This window comes from Pseudoxanthobacter sp. M-2 (genome assembly GCF_046156265.1).
GTDB lineage: Bacteria > Pseudomonadota > Alphaproteobacteria > Rhizobiales > Segnochrobactraceae > CAMDHY01.
In genome coordinates this window covers 53,922-75,159 of the sequence record NZ_JAWDIR010000048.1, presented here as the reverse complement: position 1 = coordinate 75,159, position 21,238 = coordinate 53,922, and the positions used below count along the sequence as shown (strand labels likewise).

The window sequence follows — 21,238 nt, the reverse complement described above, 5'->3', positions numbered from 1 at the left end:
GCCCCCCGATTCAGGACGTCGGCCATGTTCTCCTTTTTCGAGCGGCGCATCGACTGGCGCCGCCCCCCGGACGGCCCGCCGCCGGAGGGCCTCGCCGCCTTCTACTGGCACCACGTCCGCCAGGCCTGGCCGTGGTTCGCGCTCCTCATGCTGGCGGGCTTCTTCGTCACCCTCGTCGAGGTGTCGATGTTCGCCTATGTCGGCGACCTCGTGGACATCCTCGGCGCCACCACGCCGGACCGGCTGCTCGCCGAGCACGGCACGCTGCTCGCCTGGATGCTGTTCGTCGTCCTCGTCGCCCGCCCGGCCGCGAACTTCTTCCACGACCTCATCGTCCGCCAGACGATCATCCCGCCGTTCACCGCGCTGGTGCGCTGGCAGTCCCACCGCCACGTCTCGCGCCAGAGCCTGTCGTTCTTCCAGAACGACTTCGCCGGCCGGATCGCCAGCCGCGTCATGCAGACGGCGCCGGCGCTCCGCGCCTCCGTCATCGAGTCGCTGGACGGCGTCTGGTACGCCACCCTCTACGCGCTCTCCGCGCTCGTGCTGTTCGCCGACGCCGACCTCTATCTGGCGATCCCGCTGTTCCTCTGGATCATCGGCTACATCCTGGCGCTCCGGGCCTTCGTGCCGCGCCTGAAGGGCCTGTCGAAGGAGCTCTCCGAGCGCCACTCGCTGCTGACCGGCCGCATCGTCGACGGCTACACCAACGTCATGACGGTGAAGCTCTTCGCCCACGCCGAGCGCGAGGACGGCTACATCGAGGAGGCGATCGACGAGCACGTCGCCGCCTACCGCCGGCAGCTGCGCACCATCACCACCATGGTGATGACGGTGACGACGCTGAACTCGCTGCTGCTTGCCGGCACCGGGCTTGCCGCCGTGCTGCTCTGGTCGAACGGCCTCGTCAGCCTCGGCGCCATCGCGCTGTCGACGGGTCTCGCCATCCGCATCGTCAACATGGCCGGCTGGATCATGTGGGAGGTCACCGGCATCTTCGAGAACATCGGCGCGGTGCAGGAGGGCATGATGACCATCGCCCAGCCGCTCACCGTCGTCGACGCGCCGGCCGCGAAGCCCCTGACGGTCGCCCGCGGTGACGTCCGCTTCGAGCACGTCCGCTTCCACTACGGCCAGGAGTCGGGCGTCTTCGAGGACCTCAATCTGTCCGTCGCCCCCGGCGAGCGCGTCGGCCTCGTCGGCCGCTCCGGTGCCGGCAAGTCGACGCTGGTCGGCCTGCTGCTCCGCTTCCACGACCTCGAGGGCGGCCGCATCCTCGTCGACGGCCAGGATGTCTCGACCGTCACGCAGGAGTCGCTCCGCGCCGCCGTCGGCGTCGTCACCCAGGACACCTCGCTGTTGCACCGCTCGGTGCGCGACAACGTCCGCTACGGCCTGCCCGACGCCGACGAGGCCTCGATCCGGGCGGCGATCGCCCGCGCCAAGGCGGACGAGTTCGTCGAGAGCCTGATCGACCCGAAGGGCCGCACCGGCCTCGACGCCCAGGTCGGCGAGCGCGGCGTCAAGCTTTCCGGCGGCCAGCGCCAGCGCATCGCCATCGCCCGCGTGCTGTTGAAGGACGCGCCGATCCTGGTCCTCGACGAGGCGACGAGCGCGCTCGATTCCGAGGTCGAGGCGGCGATCCAGGACGAGCTCGACACCCTGATGGCCGGCAAGACGGTGATCGCCATCGCCCATCGCCTCTCCACCATCGCCCGCATGGACCGGCTGGTCGTGCTGGACGAGGGGCGGATCGTCGAGACCGGCACGCACGAGGAGCTGATCCGCCGCGGCGGGCTGTATGCGGAGCTGTGGGCGCGGCAGAGCGGCGGGTTCCTGGGGGAGACGGAGGGGGCGCTCAGGGTTGGGTAGGGGGGCGACGGTGCTTGAGTCTGAAGTTACCAACCCCCTCGTCGTCACCCCGGACCAGCGAGCCGCAGGCGAGCGCCCCCGAGCCTGTCGCCGTCCGCAAAACCCGGATAGCGGGCCGGATGCTGCACCGCGCGCATCATCTCGGCATGCGTCCAGTCCTGGTCGCCGAGGTGGTAGGTGACGAGGCCGAGTGCACCGTGCCGGACCGAGAACGACAGGGCCTGCCGTCCCCGCGTGAACGCGCCCGCGGCATAGGGGCCGCCAGCACTGTCGCCGCTGGACGTCACCGCGAAGGTGAATCCGAGCGGGGCGAGCCGGGCCCCGAGGATGGCCGCCCCGGCCGCCAGTTGCTCGTCATGGTTCACGGCGTCATTCCCTCGCTCTCTATCGTCACCCCGGACAAGCGAGCCGCAGGCGAGCGCCGATCCGGGGCCTAGCGCAAGACGGGCGCGCCTCGGGCGCGCGCCATGCCGCGCCTCCAGCGCGACTTCTCTCTTGGATCCCGGATCAGGCGCTCGGCTGCGCCTCGCTGGTCCGGGATGACGGCATTGAGGGATGTGGGATGCGTGCCGCAGCACCGTCGCGTGCCGCAGCACCATCTAACTCTCGCGCTGCGCCCGTATCGCTCACGCATTCAGACGCTCGTAGAGAGCGTCCCACGCAGGGTTCATCTTCTCGATCATGGCGAGCTTCCAGTCCCGCCGCCAGCGCTTCAGGCGCTTCTCGTGGGTGATGGCCGAGACGACGTCTTCGAACGCGGAGTACCAGACGAGCCGCTGGCAACCGTGCTGGTGCGTGAACCCGTCGACCAGGCCTTCGCGATGTTCATAGCTGCGCCGCGGCAGGTCGGTGGTCACACCGGTGTAGAGCGTGCCGTTGCGACCCGAGGCGACGATGTAGACCCATGCGGTCATCGGTGGCGGCCAAGAGAGGGCGTTGGCTCAATGCAACTTCAGGATGCCTTGGACGGCCAAGGCCGGCAAGGGGCCGCGTGGCCGACCCGGGCCTGTGCTCCTCGGCCATCGACACCGTCCATCGCCACCCCCTCCACCGTCACCCCGGCCAAGGGAGGCGCAGCCGACCGCCGAGCCGGGGCCCAGCGTCAAGAGAGCGCGCCGCAGGCGCGCGCAGTGCCGCGCCTCCGGCGCGAATTCTCTCCTGGATCCCGGATCAGGCGCTCGGCTGCGCCTCGCTGGTCCGGGATGACGGCCGAGGGTATTGCACACGGTTCGTCACGTGCCGCGCTCCACTGCCCACTGCCCACTGCCCACTGCCCACTGCCCACTGCCGCTCCCACCCAACTCCACTATAGGAATAAAACCCTTGATACGGACACTATCCCCATCTAAACTCTCCCTCGTCCACTCGGAGGGGCGCAGCCGGAGGCGTACCGGTGCCCGCGGGGTGGACGGCGGTGACCCGCGGCTGGAGAAGACGCGCAAACTCCTTCCCCGGGGGGATCGTGGGTAAAGCCTCCCGCCGCCACCACGAGCGGCGTCCCGGGCCTCCGCGAGGGCGGAGGCAGCTTCGGTCCTTCGGGGCTGAGGCCAGGGAGTAGCGCCTGCGGCGACCTAGGCGAGGAAAGCGCGCCGGCCCGCAGGACCGCCAGGGGGAGCACCGGGACCCAGGCAACACCGCAGAAACGGGGCGCCGAAAGGCGCGGGTGCCGCAAGGCACCCTGCGGCGGGCAACCGCCGCCACCACTACGGATTGCGCCGTTCGGCACCCCGTCCCCTCCACAAGGAGGGGGAAACGACAGGCAAAACCCCGGCGGGAGACCGCGTGGGGGTGGCGGTGTTTCGTCCCGTCCGCCGTCATTCCCGGGCACGTCCCGGAACCCATGCGACGGAGCCGAGGCGGCGGTGCTCGGGGACAGGTGTCAGGCAGGGCTTCGGGGGAGTTTCAGGAGGAAGGGGAGGGTGGGTCTTGCCGCAGCATCGTCGGAAGCAGGTGAGCCGTCGCCGGACAGCACGTCGTTCCCGAGCATTCAACGATGCCGCCACCCGCCCCTCGAGGGGGCGGGTCGACGCGCGCAGCGCGGCGGGGCGGGGTGACCGCGGGCGGGAGCCCGCGCACGACCTCACCGCGGCCAGCGTCGCAGTCTTTCCCGCCGCCTCCCGGCGGCGCCACCCCGCCCCGGCGACCTGCGGTCGCCGACCCGCCCCCTCGAGGGGCGGGTGGGTGCCCCCACTGCCCACTCCCCCACCACCCACCCCCACCCCCGATTGCACCCGCCCACCCCCGCGTCTTCCCGCCGCAATCGGACTCCCCCTTTCCCCAGAATGGCGCTATCGGCCGGACCACGTGTCGCCTCCCATGCTCCCACGACACACCAGAACCGGGAGGCCACCGAAATGTCCCTTCACCGCCTGCTCACCGGCGCGGCCGCGGTCGCGCTCGCCGTCGCGCTGACAGCCCCGGCCTCGGCCGAGACGCTGCGCCTGCTCACCTGGGGCGGCTATGCGCCCGACAACATCATCAAGCTGTTCGAGGAGAAGTACCCCGACATCGACGTCGAGGTGACGCTGTCGAACAACGAGGAGATGGTGGCGAAGCTGCGCGCCACCGATGGCTCCGGCTTCGATCTCGCCCAGCCGGGTTTCAACCGCGTCGCCGCCGCCCAGAACGAGTTCGACATCTACAAGCCGATGGATCTGTCGAAGATCGACGCGGCCCTGTTCGACGAACAGTTCCTGAAGCGGGCCGCCGACGAGACCACCATCGACGGCAAGGTCTATTCGGTGCCGCATCTCTGGGGCACGTCCGGCCTCGTCGTCGACAAGTCGAAGGCGCCGGAGATCGACGACTGGACCGACCTCTGCGACCCCCAGTACAAGGGCAAGACGTCGATGCGGCTGCGCCGCACCATCCTCGTCGGCACCGCCTTCGCCCTCGGCGAGGACCCGTTCGCCGCCTACAAGGACCTGCCCGAATACCAGCGCATCCTCGACAAGGTTTCCGACTACCTGATCGCCTGCAAGGCGAACGTGAAGGCCTACTGGCAGGGCGGCGACGACCTCTCGGCGATGCTGCTCTCGGGCGAGGTGGTGGCGTCCGAGACGTGGGATTCCACCGCCTTCAAGCTGTTCGCCCAGAACCCGAACCTCGTCTACGTGCCGCCGAAGAGCGGCGCGATCGCCTGGATCGACACCTTCACGCTGCCGAAGGGCGGCGAGGCCGATGACGCGGCCTACAAGTGGATCAACTTCGTCATGCAGCCGGAGATCGTCACGATGATGTCGGCCTCCGCCGGCGCCATCGCCGCGGCGAAGGACGGTCGCGCGCTGCTGCCGGCCGACAAGAAGGCCGCCGTCGAGGCCGCCTTCACCGACGAGGACATGGCGAACCTGCGCTTCGCCGCCACCGTGCTGCCGGGCGTCGAGGACCTCGAGGGCAAGGCGCTCGAGAAGATCAAAGCCGCTGCGTCGGAGTAACGTTGGTCGCGGCTTTCTTCCCTTCTCCCACCGTGAGGTGGGAGAAGGTGGCGCGCAGCGCCGGATGAGGGCGGCGCACTTCCCTCACCGTAGTCATTCCCGGCCTTGTGCCGGGAACCCAAGCAACGGCGCCGCGGACGCGGATATTGGCCCGCGGCGTCGTGCGTGCGGCAGAGGGTAGGTTCCCGGCACAAGGCCGGGAATGACCAATACAAAGGGGTTTTCGCGCGTCCGCCTGCCGACGGCCGCGCCGCTTGCATCCGTCGCCCGGATTGCCGACCCTTCCTCTCGCCGCGCACGTCGCCGGCCGAACCCGTCGAGCCCGTCCGTTGCGCGTCCTGTTCCTGCACAACAACTTTCCCGGCCAGTATCGCCGCCTCGCGGCGGCGCTGTCGCGCGAGCCCGGCTTCGAGCTCGCCTGCGCGACGCTCGCCACCAACAGGCAGCCGATCACGATCCGCCGCGTCGACTACACGCCGGCGCGGGAACCGCTCGCTGGCCTGTCGCCGGCGAGCCTGCCTCTCGAGCGCGCCGTCCTCACCGGCGAGGCGGCGGCCGCGGCGATGGCGGGGCTGAAGCGCGACGGCTTCGAGCCGGACGTCGTCTGCGCCCATTCCGGCTGGGGACCGTCGCTGTTCGTCAAGGACGTCTTCCCGAAGGCGAAGCTGCTGTCCTACTTCGAGTGGTTCTACCGCACCGATGGCGCCGACATCGGCTTCCTGCCGGACCAGCCGGTGACGACGGCCGATCGCTTCCGCACCCGCGGCCGCAACGCGCCGATCCTCATGGACCTCGCCGCGATGGACTGGGGAGTCTGCCCGACGCGCTGGCAGGTCGGCCGCTTCCCGTCGCAGTTCCGCCGCCGCATCTCGGTGCTGCACGACGGCGTCGACACCGACTACCTGACGCCCGATCCGGCGGCGACGCTGACGCTGCCCGACGGCCGCGTGCTGAAGGCCGGCGACGAGGTCGTCACCTACGTCGCCCGCGGCATGGAGCCCTATCGCGGCTTTCCCCAGTTAATGGCGGCGGCGGCGAAGCTCACCGCCGAGCGCCCGGCGGCGCACGTCGTCGTCGTCGGGGCGGACCGCGTCGCCTATGGCCGCAAGCGGACGGACGGGCGCACCTTCAAGGAGGCGGCGCTCGCTGATCATGCGCTCGATCCGGCGCGCGTCCACTTCCTCGGGCTGGTGCCGTTCGAGACGCTGCGCCAGGTGTTCCGCGTCTCGGCCGCGCACGTCTACCTGACGGTGCCGTTCGTGCTGTCGTGGTCGATGCTGGAGGCGATGGCGTGCGCGTGCCTGATCGTCGGCTCCGACACGCAGCCGGTGCGCGAGGTGATCGCCGATGGCCGCAACGGGCTGCTGACGGACTTCTTCGACGCCGACCGGCTGGCGGCGCGCTTGGCCGACGTGCTGGCGCGGCCGGAGGCGTTCGCGAGCCTCAGGGCGAACGCCCGTGCCACCATCGTCGGGCGCTACGCGGCGGCGAACCTCGTGCCGGCGCAGCGCCAGCTCCTCGTCGACGTGGCGACGGGGACGCTGCCGGCGGCGACGATCGGCTGAGGCGACCGACGTCAGACGAAGGTGCTTCGCCTCAGCCGTGCAGCACGGTCGGCACGCGGCCGGCCGGCGGCGTGTTGCGGCTGCGGCCGGAGCGGACGATCCCGTCGATCACCGTCATGCCGATGCCCGGCAGATCGCCGAGGCGGATACTGTCGAGGAGGTCCTTGCCGGCGGAGTGCTGGGCCTTGTCCATCAGCACGAAGTCGGCGGAGCGGCCGGCCTCGATCAGCCCGCAGTCGAGGGCCCGCATGCGCGCCGTGTTGCCGGTGGCGAAGCAGATCGCCACCTCCGCCGGCACGTCGCCGAGCGAAGACAGCATCGAAATCATGCGCAGGATTCCCAGCGGCTGTACGCCCGAGCCGGCTGGCGCGTCGGTGCCGAGGATGACGCGGTTGAGTTCGCCCATCTCCTTTGCCGTCCTCAGCGTGTAGAGGGCGGCGCGCTCGTTGCCGTTGTGGACGAGTTCGAGGCCGCGCTTGCAGCCCTCGCAGATGCAGCGGATCTCGGCATCGGGCAGGGCAGTGTGGCCGCCGTTGATGTGGCCGACGACGTCGGTGTCGGCCTCCAGCACCACGTCGGCGCCGATCAGGCCGGAGCCGGGGATCGACGGGCCGCCGGTGTGGATGGTCGACTGGATGCCGTGCTTCCTCGCCCACGCCACCATCTCGCGGGCATTGGCGCCGTCCTTGACGCCGCCGAGGCCGACCTCGCCGAGGAGCCGCACACCGGCGCTCGCGAGATCGGCGAAGTCCTGTTCCACCATCCCCGGCTCGATCACCGGCGCGCCGGCGTGCAGCTTGACGCCGGAGGGCCGGAAGCCGGCGAAGATGCGCTGGGCGGTGATCGCCATCGCCTTCAGCCCGACGATGTCGCGCGGCCGGCCGGGCATGTGCACCTCGCCGGCGGAGATCATCGTGGTGACGCCGCCGTGCAGGCAGGAATCGATCCACCCGATCTGGTTCTGGCGCGGCGTCCAGTCGCCGGCGACGGGGTGGACGTGGCTGTCGATCAGGCCGGGCGCGAGCGCCGCGCCGCCGGCGTCGACCAGCGTCGTCGCGCCCTCGGTGTCGAGGTCGGCGAAGCGGCCGACTGCGGTGATGCGGCCGTCGACGGCGACGACCGCATCGGCGTCGAGGATCGGCCGCTCGAGGTCGCCCGACAGCACGAGCCCGATGTTGGAGATGACGAGCTTCTGCGGACCGCTCGGTGCGGCCGGCGCGTCGTGGGCCATGCGTGCCTCCTCTGGCGAAGGCGACATTGTTGGCATACGAACGAGCTGCGGGCGAGACCCCGCGCCTGCGACGGAGAGGCGACGTTTTGGCGACGGTGACGGACGAGGCGGCGGCGGTCATGACGACGGCGGCAGACGGTGCGGCCGGCGGTGCGGGCTACGTGCTCGACGACCAGGTCGGCTTCCTGCTGCGGCAGGTGCAGCAGCGCCACGTCTCGATCTTCGCCCGCCACTTCGGTGTCGACATGACGCCGATGCAGTGGGCGGCGCTCGCCAAGCTCGCGGAAGTCGGCGAGTGCTCGCAGAACCTGCTCGGCCGTCATACCGCCATGGACGTCGCCACCATCAAGGGCGTCGCCGAACGCCTCGCCAAGCGCGGGCTGACGGCGACGCGGCCGGACCCGGAAGACCGCCGGCGGCTGCTGATCTCGCTGTCGGCGGAAGGGACCAGGCTCTATGGCGAGCTCGCGCCGGTGGCGGCGCGGGTCTCCGAGGAGACGCTCGCGCCGCTGTCGGCTGACGAGCGGGCCATGCTGGCGCGGCTCCTGACGGCGCTCCGGTAACGGTCCGAAGCGCCGTCGAGATCAGGCCGTGAGGCCGTCGAGGAAGCGCTTCGCCAGCGCCGCGTCGGCCTGCGTCAGTCCGTGGCCGGTCGGAAGCGTCTCGTGGCCGACGACGGCGCCGGCCTCGGTGAGCTGCCGAGCCAGCCGGCCGGCGTTCTCCGCCGGGATGATCGGGTCGGAGGCGCCCGACAGGATCAGCACCGGCTTGCCCGACAGATCCGCCTTCGGCGGCTTGGCGAGCGGCACCATCGCACGGATCAGCACCGCGCCGGCAAGCGCCTCGGGCCGCAGCAGCAGCACCGCGGCGGCAATGTTGGCGCCGTTCGAGAAGCCGACGGCGACGGGCGCGGCGAGCCCGTAGGCGTCGCGGGCTTCCGTCACGAAGTCGGCGAGCGCGTTCGCCTGCTTCACCACGTCGGCCTCGTCGAAGACGCCCTCGGCGAGGCGGCGGAAGAAGCGCGGCATGCCGTGCTCCAGCACCTTTCCGCGTGGCGACAGCAGCGCCGAGCCCGGCGCGATCATCCGGCCGAGCGGCAACAGATCGTCCTCGTCGCCGCCCGTGCCGTGCAGCAGCAGCAGCGGCGGGCGACCGGTCGCGGGCTCGTAGCGATGGGTGAAGGAGAGGGTGGTCGCGGTGGCCATGATGGACCTCCTGAAAGGACGTGCGTCCCGCCCCGCCGATTCAGCGGTGCGGGACGCGAGAGACGAGGTCCGGCGCGGCGCGCGTGCCGCCGCCGGGTCTTGGGTTCAGGCGGCTTCCGTCAGGTCCGGCAGCACCGCCTCGATCTCGCTGCGGCGCCTCTCGAGGAAGCGCGGCAGCTTCAGCGCCTGGCCGAGGCTCGCCGCCGGCTCGTCGACGGCGAAGCCCGGGACGTCGGTGGCGATCTCGAACAGGATGCCGCCGGGCTCGCGGAAGTAGACCGAGCGGAAGTAGTCGCGGTTCTTCTGCTCCGTCGTGCGGAGGCGGTGGTTCTCCGCGAGCTTCTTCACCATCTCGGCCTGCCCCGCATCGTCGGCGGCGCGGAAGGCGACGTGGTGGACCGAGCCGCCGCCCATGCGGGCGGGCAGGAAGCCGCCGGCGCCGTGCACGTCGACGATGCCGCCGACGTCCGTGCCTTCGACCTTGTAGCGCACCAGCGTGTCCTCCTTGCCGACCTCGGCGAAGCCGAAGACGTCCGTCAGGATCGCTCCCGTCGGCGCGGCGTCGGCGACGAGCAGGCGGACGCTGTGGAAGCCGCGGATCGCCGCTTCCACCGGCACGTCGCTGCCGCCCCAGGCGGGCTCGCTCTCGGCGCCGGGAACACCGACGACCGACAGGCGCATGCCATCGGGGTCACGGAAGGCGAGCACCGTCTCGCCGAAGCGCTTCACCGGCGCATCGTGCGGCACGCTCTGCTCGACGAGGCGATGCGTCCAGTAGCCGATCGACGCCTCGGGAACGCGGAAGGCGGTCTCCGACGTCTCGCCGACGCCGAGGCGACCGGGCGCGACGTGATCCCACGGGAAGAAGGTGAGGATCGTTCCGGGGTTGCCGGCCTCGTCGCCGAAATAGAAGTGATAGGTGCCGGGATCGTCGAAGTTCACGGTCTTCTTCACGAACCGCAGCCCGAGGGTGCGGGTGTAGAAGTCGAGATTGCGGCGGGCCGGGCCGGCGATCGCCGTGACGTGGTGGATGCCGTTGCGGGTCATCGGATTTACTCCCTCGCAGCGCACCTCGGCGCCGCTTCGTGGACAAGAGATAGGCCGATCGGAGGGGAGTGCCAGCGGGAAGAGGTTGCGTTGGTGCAATGGGCATCTTGCGTTGGTGCCGTTTCGTGTGCGAATGCGCAGGGGGGAGGCAATGCCCTGCGTCGTCATCCCGGACCAGCGAGGCGCAGCCGAGCGCCGATCCGGGACCCAGCGAGAGACTCCGCGCCGGAGGCGCGGCTCAAGCGTCGCGCGTTCCGCGCGACTAGTTTTCCGCTGGGCCCCGGCTCGCTCCGCGTTGCTTCGCGTCCGGGGTGACGCCGATGGGTTGATGAGGATGGGTTGACGACGATGTCAGAGCCAAGCGCCGCACCCGCGACCGACCTCGCAGCCTCCCTCTCCGCCCTCTCGTGGGACGATCTGCGTGTTGTCGCGGCGGTGGCGGAGGCCGGGTCGCTGCCGGCGGCGGCCAGTCGGCTCGGGCTCGACCATTCGACCGTGTTCCGGCGCCTCGGGCGCATCGAGCAGGCGCTGGGACTTGCCCTGTTCGAGCGGCGGCGCGAGGGCTATGCGGCAACGCCGGCGGGCGAGGAGGTGGTGGCGCTCGCCCGCCGTCTCGACGAGGACGTCACCGCGGTGACGCGCCGGCTGGCCGGACGCGCGCCGACACCGTCGGGGGAGGTGCGGGTAACGACGGCGGATTCGCTGCTCGTTCACCTGATGACCCCGTTGTTCGCCCGCTTTCGCGCCCAGTGTCCGGAGGTGCGGCTCGACGTCGTCGTCGCCAACCAGTCGCTCAACCTGTCGAAGCGCGATGCCGACGTGGCGATCCGGGCCGGCGACGATCCGCCGCCGACGCTGATCGGCCGCCGCGTCGCCCGCATCGCCTGGGCACTCTACGGCCGGCGCGACGCGGCCGGCGGCGCTGCGCCCGCGGACACGTCGGACGGCGACGCGGCGATGGACGCTGCCCGCCCGTGGGTCGCTCTCGGCGACGATCTCTCGACGATGAAGGTCGCCCGCTTCCCGGCCGAGACGGAGCCGCCACGCCGCATCGTCTACCGGACGAACTCGGTGCTGGCGCTCGCCGAAGCGGTGGAGGCGGGCATCGGCATCGGTCACCTGCCGTGCTTCGTCGGCGACGTCAGGCCGGACCTCGTACGGCTGGCGGCGCCGGAACCGCGGTTCTCGGCCGATCTCTGGCTGTTGACGCATCCCGACCTGCGCAAGGCGGCGCGGGTCAGGGCGCTGCTCGACTTTCTCGCCGAGGAGATCGCCCGCCACCGGCCGCTGATCGAGGGCGCTGCCGTGCGCGACCGTGGCGCCGGCGACGACCGGTAGTGGTCGTCTCGAGCGGCCGCGGGTGGCAGGCGGCGGTGGAACGCGCGCATAGTCGCCCCGCGCAGTCCTGTCGGCGCAGTTGCGCGGCAAGCACGCCGGCCCGATGCTGGGCCATCCATGAGGGAGCGCTTCTGGTGTGTCTCGACTTCACCCGCCGGACGGTGGCGGCCTGTCTGTTCGTCGCCCTTTCGTTCGCGCCACTGTCGGCGCTGGCGCAGTCCGATCCGCAGCCCGATCCCCTCCCGTCCTGGAACGAGGGGACCACCAAGGCGGCTATCCTGAACTTCGTCGCCGAGGCGGTGCGGGAGGGCGGGCCGGACTTCGTGCCGGTCCCTGAGCGCATCGCCACCTTCGACAACGACGGGACGCTGTGGTCGGAGCAGCCGGTCTATTTCCAGGCCGAGTTCGCCTTCGACCGCGTCCGCGCGCTGGCGCCGCAACACCCGGAGTGGGCGACCGAGGAGCCGTTCAGGACGATCCTCACCGGCGATCGCAGCGCCCTCGCCAATCTCGGCGGGGACGCCTTCGTCGATCTCCTCGCCGCAACTCATGCCGGAATGACGGTCGCGGATTTCCAGGGCGAGGTGAGGCGCTGGCTGGCGACGGCGCGCCACCCGCGCTTCGACAGGCCTTACGACGAGCTCATCTACCAGCCGATGCTGGAGTTGCTCGCCCACCTCAGGGCGAACGGCTTCAAGACCTACATCGTCTCCGGCGGCGGCCTCGACTTCATCCGCACCTACGCGGAGGCGACCTACGGCATTCCGCCCGAGCAGGTGATCGGTTCGACCGTGGTGACGGAGTTTCGCCTCGAGGGTGAGACGCCGACGATCATCCGGCTCCCGCAGGTCGACTTCGTCGACGACGGACCCGGCAAGGCGGTCGCCATCCAGCGCGTCATCGGCCGACGGCCGGTGTTCGCTGCCGGCAACTCCGACGGCGACCTTCAGATGCTGCAGTGGACGACGATGCGGGCCGCGCCGGCCTTCGGCCTCATCGTCCACCACACCGACGCGGTGCGGGAGTGGGCCTACGACAACCCGTCGGTGATCGGCCATCTGCAGGAGGCGCTGAAACAGGCGCCGGAGCGCGGCTGGACGGTGGTCGACATGAAGACCGACTGGAAGGTGATCTATCCGTTCGAGATGAAGTGACCGGGCAGACGGATCGTCCGAGAGGGTGACGGCGGCCCGCTGACCGGGCCGCCGTCGTCGTTTGGATGGACCGGCTCAGGCCGCCTTTGCCGGTGTCCCGGAGGCCGCCGCCTCGGGGGCAGTCGTCGCAGGCGCCGCCGCCTCGATGCGGGCGCGCCGCCGCGTCCGCCAGTCGCCGAGGAAGAGCAGGATCGGCGCGGCGATGAACACCGACGAGGACGCCGCCACGACGATGCCGAACACCATCGGCACCGCGAAGCTCTCGACCGCGCTGCCACCCCAGATCGCCATCGGCAACAGCGCCAGGAAGGCGGTGATCGAGGTGTAGAGCGAGCGGGCGAGCGTCTGGTTGATCGACAGGTCGATCATGTCGCGCAGGCTCATCTGCTTGTAGAGCCGCATGTTCTCGCGCATGCGGTCGTAGACGACGACCTTGTCGTTCACCGAGTAGCCGATCAGCGTCAGGATCGCGGCGATGGCGGTGAGGTTGAAGTCGATGCCGGTGAGGGCGAAGAAGCCCACCGTCTTCGTCACGTCGAGGATCAGCGTGGCGATGGCGCCGACGGCGAACGGCCACTCGAAGCGGGCCCAGATGTAGAACAGCATCGCGATGCTCGCGAGGGTCACGGCCAGCACGCCGGCGGTGGCGAGTTCGCCCGACACCTTCGGGCCGACCACCTCAGTGCGCTCGATCGACGATCCGGGCGCCACCTCGGCGAGCTTGGCGCGGATCTCCGAGACGGCGGTGTTCTGCGCCGCCTCGCCCCCCGCCTGGCGCTCGGCGCGGACCAGCACGGTGTGGTCGTTGCCGAACTCCTGCAGGGCGATCTCGCCGATGCCGAGGGTGCCGAGGCCGGCGCGCAGGGCCGCGAGGTCGGCCGGCTGCTCGGTGACGACCTCCATCTGGATGCCGCCCTTGAAGTCGACGCCGTAGTTGAGGCCCGGATAGAAGAACAGGCCGACCGAGGCGAGCGACAGCACGATCGACACGCCGATGCCGATGAAGCGCCCGCGCATGAAGCGGATGCTGGTGCCGTCGGGGATCAGCTTGATGCCGAACGGCGGCTCGATGCGCAGCACCTTCAGGCGGAAGCGGCGAACGAGCGCCGTCATGATGACGCGCACCACCGAGACGGCGGTGAACATCGAGATGGCGATGCCGAGGCCCATGGTGATGGCGAAGCCGCGCACCGGGCCTGTGCCGAACATGAACAGCAGCACGGTGGCGATCAGCGCCGTGACGTTCGAATCGACGATCGTCGCGAACGCCCGCTTGAAGCCGGCGTCCAGCGCCGCAAAGGCGCCAAGGCCCTTGCGACTTTCCTCGCGGATGCGCTCGTTGATGAGCACGTTGGCGTCGACGGCGAGGCCGATGCCGAGCACGATGCCGGCGATGCCGGGCAGCGTCAGTGTCGCGCCGAGCAGCGACAGTGCCGCGAACGTAAGGATGACGTTGAGGGCGAGGGCGAAGTTGGCGATCAGGCCCCAGCGCCCGTAGAGCGCGATCATGAAGGCGAAGACGAGCCCGAAGCCGATCAGGCCGGTCGCGACGCCCATCTCGATCGCATCGGCACCGAGATCGGCGCCGACGGTGCGCTCCTCGATGACGGTGAGCGGGGCGGGCAGGGCGCCTGCGCGCAGGAGGGCTGCGAGATCGGACGCCTCCTGGACGGTGAAGTTGCCGCTGATCTGGCCGGAGCCCCCGGTGATCGGCTCGCGGATGACGGGGGCCGACAGCACCTTGTCGTCGAGGACGATGGCGAACGGCCGGCCGACATTGGCGCGGGTGATGTCGCCGAACTCGCGGGCGCCGACGCTGTCGAAGCGGAAGGAGACGATCGGCTCGTTGGTCTGGCCGTCGAAGCCGGCGCGGGCGTCTGTGAGGTGGTCGCCGGCGAGCGCCGCGCGCGTCTCCACCGGATAGGTCTCGCCCGGGGTGGTGCCGTCCATGACAGTTACACCGGGGGGCGGCGCGGCTCCGATCGCCACGTCGGCGAGCATGTGGAACGTCATCTTGGCGGTGGAGCCGAGGAGCTCGCGGATGCGCTCGGGGTCCTGCACGCCCGGCAGCTGCACCAGGATGCGATCGGCGCCGACGCGCTGGATCGTCGGCTCGGCGACGCCGACCTGGTCGATGCGGCGGCGGACGATCTCGAGGCTCTGCTGGACGGCGGCGTCGATGCGGTCGCGGATGCCCTGCTCGGTGAGGCGAACTGTCAGCGTGCCGCCGCTGTCGGAGATCGCGAGGTCGGAGGCACCGGCGCCGAGGCCGAAGCTGCCGACCGTGTTGGCGAGGCCGCGGATCGCCTCGTTGGCGCGGCTGGCGTCGGCGGGATTGGCGAGCGCAATGGTGATCTCGTCGCCCTGGCGGCGGATCGAGCTCGTGTCGACGCCGGCGTCGCGCAGGGTGCGGCGGGCGTCGCGCGACAGCGTCTGCAGGCGCTCGTCGACGAGGGCGGCGGAATCGACCTCGAGGACGAGGTGCGAGCCGCCGCGGAGGTCAAGGCCGAGCGAGACCTGATGGTTCGCCCAGGCGGGCAGGCGGTCGAGGACGGATTGCGGCAGGACGTTCGGCAGTGCGGTGAAGACGCCGAACAGGATGATGGCGACATAGGTCGCGACCAGCCAGCGGGAGGTTCGCATGGGGCTGTTCCGGAAATGCGGCTCGCGGCCGGCGCGACGAGGCCGCGCGGCCGGGCGGAAGGACGTGTTCTCGGGAAAGGTCGGCCGCGGGGCGGCCGTGGATCAGGCCGTCGCCGGAGGCGCGCGGGCCTGGTAGCTGTGAGCTGGGCTGCCGGGCGTGCCGGCGACGCGGGGCGCGCCAGTCGCCACGGAACGACCGTCGGCCAGCCGGCCGGAGGCAGGCTCGGGCGCAAGTGCCGGCTCGAGCGGCGCCGGTGCGGCAGCGGGATCGGCCGAGCGCTGGGCGAGGACGGCCTGACGGCCGCCGCTGCGAAGCAATGCCGGGTCGCGGGTATCGGCAGACCCTGCACCGGCGCCGGCGTGGGGGACGCCGCGCAGCGCCTGGACGAGGCCGCCCGGTCCGCTCAGCCCGCCACCGGTGACGAGCAGGAACAGTGCAAGCAGGACCGGCCAGCCGCGCCGCCAGGCGCCGGGCCGTCCGTCTGCATGCTCTCTGTTATGCCGGTCGGTGACCTGCCGCACGGATTGTCCTTCGTCTTCGCCAAGAGCCGTAGCGGCCAAACACGGCGCGGTCTAGGCGAGGAACGCGGAGACCGTCGCCCGGGTGGTCAGCCGCACAGGTCGATCAGGCGTTCGTTCACCCACCCCACCCGGTAACGCTCGAAGCCGCCGTCCTGCAGCCGCTCGCCGGCGCGCCAGAAGCGCACATGCACCCAGGTGCCGGTTTTCTCGGGCAGTAGCATCACCTCGTCGCCGGCGTGCATCCGCTCGACGATCGCGGCGTCCGCGTCCGGCGCCTCGCGCAAGGCGACGAAGCCATCCGGCGTGTCGACCACCTCGCAGAACGCCGTGGCCTGCGCCGGCGAAACGGCAGGCGCGACGAGACCGGTGGCGAGCAGCACGACGACGGTGAGGCGGGTGGTCAGGTTCGAGGACATCGCCGACAACTTCCGAAACGTGACCTCAGCGCACCGGCAGGTCGTCGGCGCAGCGCACGTAGATCGACGGGGCCTCGTCGCCGGTGCGGATCTCGAGTTCGTCGCGGCCGACGAGGCGCAGCGCGATGGTGCCCGCCTCGGGCGCCGGCTCGCCCTCGACGTGGACGGTGGCGGACGAGACCCAGCGATCACCCTCGGCGGGCTTCGGATCGTCGAGGGCGTAGGCGGAGGCGTAGAACTCGACGATCAGCGATGAGACAGCGACGCGACCGTCGCTGACACGCTCGGCGCAGGCCTCGTCGTCCCAGGCCCACGTGCCCTGCATGTCGACGGGCAACGCTCCCTGCGCCGCGAGGGGCGTCGCGCCGATCGTCATGAGCAGGGCCGCGGCGATCGGCAGGTTGAGGCGTCGAACTTGGTGCACGTCGTGGCTCCGGCGATGCGAGGGCGGCTCCCCGGCCCGGCGCGATGGTTGCGCCGCTGGCGCCTGCCGTCAATCGACCCGAGATGTGGCGGGCGGGCCGGCCCGTCACCGCGGCCGCGCCGCAGCCCGGAAATCTTCTATTCAATCGTTTGCACGAACCGATTAGTCTGCCGCTCACGGCCCGGACGAGGCCGGTGCGGGAGGACGGACCGAGCGTGACGACGACAGCCACCGCCATCGAATTCACCGTCAACGGCCGGCCGGCGACGGTGTCCGTCGACGAGGAGACGCCGCTTCTCGACGTGCTTCGCAACAGCCTCGACCTCAAGGGTTCGCGCTTCGGCTGCGGCCTCGAGCAGTGCGGCTGCTGCATGGTGCTGATCGACGGCGCGCTCGAGAAGGCCTGCGCTAAGCCGATGTGGTCGGTCGCCGGCAAGGCGGTGACGACGGTCGAGGGCCTCGGCACGCCGGAGGCGCCGCACCCGCTGCAGCAGGCCTTCCTCGACGAGCAGGCCGGCCAGTGCGGCTACTGCCTGTCGGGCATCCTGGTGGCCGCCAAGGCGCTGCTCGACCGCAACCCGTCGCCGACGCGCCGCGAGATCGCCGAGGCGCTCGACCAGAACATCTGCCGCTGCGGCGCCCACCAGCGCATGGTCCGCGCCGTCGAGAAGGCGGCCGCCGTGCTGCGCGGGGAGACCGCCCGATGAACGCCCCCGCGCTTCCGGCGATGCTCGCCGACAACCCGCGCCTCGACCGCTGGGTCGGCTTCCCGGCCCCCGGCGTCGTCGCCGTGAAGACGGGCCGCGTCGAGATCGGCCAGGGGGCGCTGACGGCGCTCCTGCAGATCGCCGCCGAGGAACTCGACGTCGCGCCGTCGCGCATCCGTCTGCAGTCCGGCGACACCTCGGCGACGGCCAACGAAGGCATCACCGCCGGCAGCCTGTCGGTGGCGATGGGTGGTGGTGCACTGCGCGCGGCCTGCGCCGAGGTGCGGGCCGCCTTCCTCGCCGTGGCCGCGGAGCGTCTCGGCTGCGACGCAGCGGCGCTGTCGGTGTCCGACGGCACGATCCTGAAGGACGGCGCTGCGAGCGGGCTCGACTACTGGGCGCTCGCTGGCGACGTCGATCTCGCCCGCGACGCGGTCGGCGGTGTCGCTGCCAAGCAGGCCGGGGCCTACAGCCTCGTCGGCAAGAGCCTGCCGCGCGTCGACTTGCCCGGCAAGCTGTTCGGCGAGGCGGTGTTCATCCACGACGTGGTCCTTCCCGGAATGCTGCACGCCCGCGTCGTGCGCCAGCCCTGCCGCGGCGCGACGATCGCAGCGATCGACGAAGCGGCGCTCCGCCGGGCGGCGAAGGGCGAGATCGAGATCGTTCGCTCCGGTGATTTCGTCGCCCTCGTCGGCGCCGACGAGATGGCGGTCGAGCGCGCCGGCCTCGCCGCCGAGACGCACGTGACGTGGGACGGTGTCGAGCCGATCTCGCCGCAGGCCGAAGACGCGAAGTGGGTGCTGCAGCAGCCGACGGTCGACAACGCCTACGGCGCGCCGGAGGCCGAGGCGTCGGCCGCGACGAGTGGACAGCGCGTCGAGGCGCGCATTTCGCGCGCACACCTCGCGCACGCCTCGATCGCGCCGTCCTGTGCGCTGGCGTCGTTCCAGGACGGCAAGCTCGAGGTGTGGTCGCACTCGCAGGGCGTCTTCCCGCTGCGCGCCGCGATCGCCGGAATGCTCAAGCTCGATCCGTCTGCGGTGACGGTGCGACACGTGCAGGGGGCCGGCTGCTACGGACACAACGGCGCCGACGACGTCGCGGGCGACGCGGCGGCGATCGCGACGCTGATGCCGGGCAAGCCGATCCGGGTGCGCTGGCGCCGCGAGGAGGAGTTCGGCTTCGAGCCTGTCAGCCCGTCGATGGTGGTGAACGTCAAGGCGATCGTCGGCGACGACGGCAAGCCGGTCGACTGGACCACCGAGATCTGGAGCGGCCGGCACTCGTCGCGGCCTGGGCGCTCGGGCGGCAACCTGCTCGCCGCCGAGGCGCTGCCGAACCCGCCGCCGGCGCCCGCTCCCGGCGACCTGCCGGAATCGGCCGGTGGTGGCGGCACCCGCAACGGCTCGCCGCTCTATGCCATCCCGCAGAAGCGCGTCGTCCACCACCTCATCACCGAGACGCCGGTGCGCACGTCGGCCCTGCGCGGCCTCGGCACGATGCCGAACATCTTCGCCATCGAGACGCTGATCGACGAACTCGCCGAGCGGGCGGGCGTCGACCCGGTCGCCTACCGCCTGTCGATCCTCGACGACGAGCGGGCGAAGGCGGTCGTCGGCCACGCTGCGACGATGGCGGCGTGGGATCCGGCGGCGCCGTCGGGCACCGGCACGGGCCGCGGCATCGGCTTCGCCCGCTACAAGAACAGCGCCGCCTACACGGCCTGCGTGGCCGAGGTGGAGGTAGAGGAGGAGATCCGCGTCCTGCGCATCTGGTGCGCCACCGACACCGGCCTCGTCGTCAATCCGGACGGGGCGATCAACCAGCTCGAGGGCGGCATCGTGCAGTCGGCGAGCTGGGTTTTGAAAGAGCAGGTGCGCTTCTCCGACACCGGCATCGCCTCGCGGGACTGGGACAGCTACCCGGTGCTGCGGTTTACCGAGATGCCGGAGATCTTCGTCGAGCTCGTCAACGACCGCCAGGCGCCATCCCTCGGCGTCGGCGAGGCGACGGCTGGCCCGACGGCGGCGGCGATCGGCAACGCCGTCGCCCACGCGCTGGGCGTCCGGCTGCGCGACCTGCCGCTCACCCGCGAGCGAGTGATGGAAGCGCTGCTGGCTTAGCGGTGCCTGTCTGAGGGGCGCCGGCGGCGAGTCCCTTCTCCCGGCCGAAGGCGGGGAGAAGGTGGCGCGCAGCGCCGGATGAGGGCCCGCCGCGCGGCGGCGGGGGCGGTCCGGATCTCAGTCCGGCTAATCCCGCAGACGGTGTGCCGCGGGCCCCCCCCCTCCCTACCCTCCCCCGCGAGGGGGGAGGGTTTCCGTTGTGCTTTGTGGCATGCGGGTTACCCAAACCTCGACGCGAACCCTCCCCCCTCGCGGGGGAGGTGGCCGGCGAAGCCGGTCGGAGGGGGGGCCGCGAGTATTACGCCGGCCGTCGCTGACACATTCCGCGCATCCCGCGCGTCCCTCATCCCCCTGCCGGGACCTTCTCCCGCTGTCGCGGGAGAAGGGGGAGTTCGGCCTGCTCCGCTAAGTCCTCAGGCTCAGAAACCGACCCGGTCCGCGCCCTTCAGCCCCAGGATCGACCGTGCATCCGCCGGCGTGGCGATCTCGAGGCCGAGGCCTTCGAGGATCTGGCGGACCTTGGTGACCTGCTCGGCGTTCGAGGTGGCGAGCTTGCCCGGGCCGATCCAGAGCGAATCCTCCAGCCCGACGCGGACGTTGCCGCCCATCGCCGCCGCCTGGGCGGCGATCGCAAGCTGGTGGCGGCCGGCGCCGAGCACCGACCAGTGATAGGCGTCGCCGAACAGCCGGTCGGCGGTGCGCTTCATGTGCAGGACGTCCTCGGGGTGCGGGCCGATGCCGCCGAGGATGCCGAAGACGCTCTGGACGAAGAATGGCGGCTTGACCAGGCCGCGCTCGACGAAGTGGGCGAGCGTGTAGAGGTGGCCGATGTCGTAGCACTCGATCTCAAAGCGGGTGCCGTTCTCGGCGCAGGTCGCCAGGATGTGCTCGATGTCGGCGAAGGTGTTCTTGAAGATGCGGTCGCGCGAACTCTCCAGATACGGCCGCTCCCAGGCATGGGTGAACTCGGTGAAGCGACCGAGCATCGGATAGAGGCCGAAGTTCATCGAGCCCATGTTGAGCGAGGCGACCTCCGGCTTGAAGGTGGCGACGGGCCGGAGCCGCTCCTCGATGGTCATCGTCGCGGCGCCGCCGGTCGTGATGTTCACGACGCAGTCGGAGCGCTGCTTGATCACCTTCAGGAACGGCTCGAAACGCGCCGGCGTCTGGTCGGGCAGCCCGGTCTCCGGGTCGCGGGCGTGCAGGTGCACGATCGCCGCCCCCGCCTCGGCCGCGCCGATCGCGGCTTCCGCGATCTCCTGCGGCGTCACCGGCAGATGCGGCGACATCGACGGCGTGTGGATCGATCCCGTCACCGCGCAGGTGATGACGACTTTGCGGGCCATTTTCTGTTTCCTCGGGCTCTGGTGGGCGTCTCGGGTGGGTGTCTCTCTGGGCTAGGCCGACAGCGTTATCCCTGTGCCTCGGTGGCGGCTAGAGCCCGCACGGCAGACCTGCGGCGGGGGTGCTTGCGAGGCGGCCGGGCCGCGCCTATTCAGGCCGCTGGCCCGGCGCGCCTCCAGCCGCGGCCTCCCGCGTGCCGCCTGGGTGCGCCCC

The 21,238-nt window shown here is 71.1% G+C and carries 18 protein-coding genes; 8 read left to right on the top strand and 10 right to left on the bottom strand.

The genetic code is table 11. The features are described from left to right. Positions 1-24: 24 nt before the first annotated feature. The gene (locus RUR49_RS25525) at positions 25-1,872 is read left to right on the top strand and encodes an ABC transporter ATP-binding protein (RefSeq protein ID WP_409149460.1); all 1,848 of its coding nucleotides are present in this window, start codon (positions 25-27) and stop codon (positions 1,870-1,872) included. Between the two features lie 44 nt (positions 1,873-1,916). Here RUR49_RS25525 and RUR49_RS25520 read toward each other — a convergent pair whose 3' ends face one another. Together RUR49_RS25520 and RUR49_RS25515 are read right to left on the bottom strand one after the other, a co-directional pair. Next, entirely contained in the window at positions 1,917-2,237 is a 321-nt protein-coding gene (locus tag RUR49_RS25520) for a hypothetical protein (protein WP_409149458.1), read from the bottom strand. A 261-nt stretch (positions 2,238-2,498) separates the two neighbouring features. Next, on the bottom strand, positions 2,499-2,786 hold the full coding sequence (locus tag RUR49_RS25515) for a GIY-YIG nuclease family protein (protein ID WP_409149456.1): 288 nt from the start codon (positions 2,784-2,786) through the stop codon (positions 2,499-2,501). A 1,440-nt stretch (positions 2,787-4,226) separates the two neighbouring features. On the opposite strand from RUR49_RS25515, the gene RUR49_RS25510 reads away from it, so the two are divergent. After that, positions 4,227-5,306 (top strand): extracellular solute-binding protein, encoded by a 1,080-nt coding sequence (locus tag RUR49_RS25510; protein WP_409149454.1) that lies wholly within the window; start codon positions 4,227-4,229, stop codon positions 5,304-5,306. A gap of 329 nt (positions 5,307-5,635) precedes the next feature. Next, positions 5,636-6,871: a glycosyltransferase gene (locus RUR49_RS25505; RefSeq protein WP_409149453.1), complete on the top strand. Its 1,236-nt coding sequence runs from the start codon at positions 5,636-5,638 to the stop codon at positions 6,869-6,871. 31 nt (positions 6,872-6,902) lie between these two features. On the opposite strand, the gene RUR49_RS25500 is transcribed toward RUR49_RS25505, so the two are convergent. Continuing rightward, on the bottom strand, positions 6,903-8,102 hold the full coding sequence (locus RUR49_RS25500) for an amidohydrolase family protein (RefSeq protein ID WP_409149451.1): 1,200 nt from the start codon (positions 8,100-8,102) through the stop codon (positions 6,903-6,905). A gap of 119 nt (positions 8,103-8,221) precedes the next feature. On the opposite strand from RUR49_RS25500, the gene RUR49_RS25495 reads away from it, so the two are divergent. Continuing rightward, the gene (locus RUR49_RS25495; protein WP_409149679.1) at positions 8,222-8,665 is read left to right on the top strand and encodes a MarR family winged helix-turn-helix transcriptional regulator; all 444 of its coding nucleotides are present in this window, start codon (positions 8,222-8,224) and stop codon (positions 8,663-8,665) included. A gap of 21 nt (positions 8,666-8,686) precedes the next feature. Here RUR49_RS25495 and RUR49_RS25490 read toward each other — a convergent pair whose 3' ends face one another. Together RUR49_RS25490 and RUR49_RS25485 are read right to left on the bottom strand one after the other, a co-directional pair. Beyond that, the gene (locus RUR49_RS25490; RefSeq protein WP_409149449.1) at positions 8,687-9,307 is read right to left on the bottom strand and encodes an alpha/beta hydrolase; all 621 of its coding nucleotides are present in this window, start codon (positions 9,305-9,307) and stop codon (positions 8,687-8,689) included. Between the two features lie 105 nt (positions 9,308-9,412). Next, positions 9,413-10,354: a ring-cleaving dioxygenase gene (locus RUR49_RS25485; RefSeq protein WP_409149447.1), complete on the bottom strand. Its 942-nt coding sequence runs from the start codon at positions 10,352-10,354 to the stop codon at positions 9,413-9,415. A 348-nt stretch (positions 10,355-10,702) separates the two neighbouring features. Here RUR49_RS25485 and RUR49_RS25480 point away from each other — a divergent pair, with 348 nt between their 5' ends. Both RUR49_RS25480 and RUR49_RS25475 read left to right on the top strand, forming a co-directional pair. Then, entirely contained in the window at positions 10,703-11,692 is a 990-nt protein-coding gene (locus RUR49_RS25480) for a LysR family transcriptional regulator (RefSeq protein WP_409149445.1), read from the top strand. 134 nt (positions 11,693-11,826) lie between these two features. Beyond that, the gene (locus tag RUR49_RS25475; protein ID WP_409149443.1) at positions 11,827-12,846 is read left to right on the top strand and encodes an HAD family hydrolase; all 1,020 of its coding nucleotides are present in this window, start codon (positions 11,827-11,829) and stop codon (positions 12,844-12,846) included. 75 nt (positions 12,847-12,921) lie between these two features. Here the strand turns inward: RUR49_RS25475 and secD are convergent, their stop codons facing one another. The 4 genes from secD to RUR49_RS25455 form a co-directional block, all read right to left on the bottom strand. Then, a complete protein-coding gene (secD, locus tag RUR49_RS25470) occupies positions 12,922-15,489 on the bottom strand; it encodes a protein translocase subunit SecD (protein WP_409149441.1) in 2,568 nt (855 codons plus the stop codon). Positions 15,490-15,591: 102 nt separating this feature from the next. Next, positions 15,592-16,011, bottom strand: a complete 420-nt coding sequence (locus tag RUR49_RS25465) for a hypothetical protein (RefSeq protein WP_409149439.1) — start codon at positions 16,009-16,011, stop codon at positions 15,592-15,594. 86 nt (positions 16,012-16,097) lie between these two features. Beyond that, positions 16,098-16,427 (bottom strand): SH3 domain-containing protein, encoded by a 330-nt coding sequence (locus tag RUR49_RS25460; protein WP_409149437.1) that lies wholly within the window; start codon positions 16,425-16,427, stop codon positions 16,098-16,100. Between the two features lie 25 nt (positions 16,428-16,452). Beyond that, positions 16,453-16,851, bottom strand: a complete 399-nt coding sequence (locus RUR49_RS25455; RefSeq protein ID WP_409149435.1) for a hypothetical protein — start codon at positions 16,849-16,851, stop codon at positions 16,453-16,455. A gap of 215 nt (positions 16,852-17,066) precedes the next feature. On the opposite strand from RUR49_RS25455, the gene RUR49_RS25450 reads away from it, so the two are divergent. Together RUR49_RS25450 and RUR49_RS25445 are read left to right on the top strand one after the other, a co-directional pair. Beyond that, entirely contained in the window at positions 17,067-17,558 is a 492-nt protein-coding gene (locus RUR49_RS25450; protein WP_409149433.1) for a (2Fe-2S)-binding protein, read from the top strand. Further along, positions 17,555-19,681, top strand: coding sequence for a molybdopterin cofactor-binding domain-containing protein (locus RUR49_RS25445; RefSeq protein WP_409149431.1), 2,127 nt, complete (start codon positions 17,555-17,557; stop codon positions 19,679-19,681). Before RUR49_RS25450 ends, RUR49_RS25445 begins: the two co-directional genes overlap by 4 nt. 419 nt (positions 19,682-20,100) lie before the next feature. Here RUR49_RS25445 and RUR49_RS25440 read toward each other — a convergent pair whose 3' ends face one another. Then, positions 20,101-21,027 carry a 3-keto-5-aminohexanoate cleavage protein gene (locus RUR49_RS25440; protein ID WP_409149429.1) on the bottom strand — a complete coding sequence of 309 codons (927 nt, stop codon included), beginning with the start codon at positions 21,025-21,027 and terminating at the stop codon, positions 20,101-20,103. Positions 21,028-21,238 lie beyond the last annotated feature (211 nt).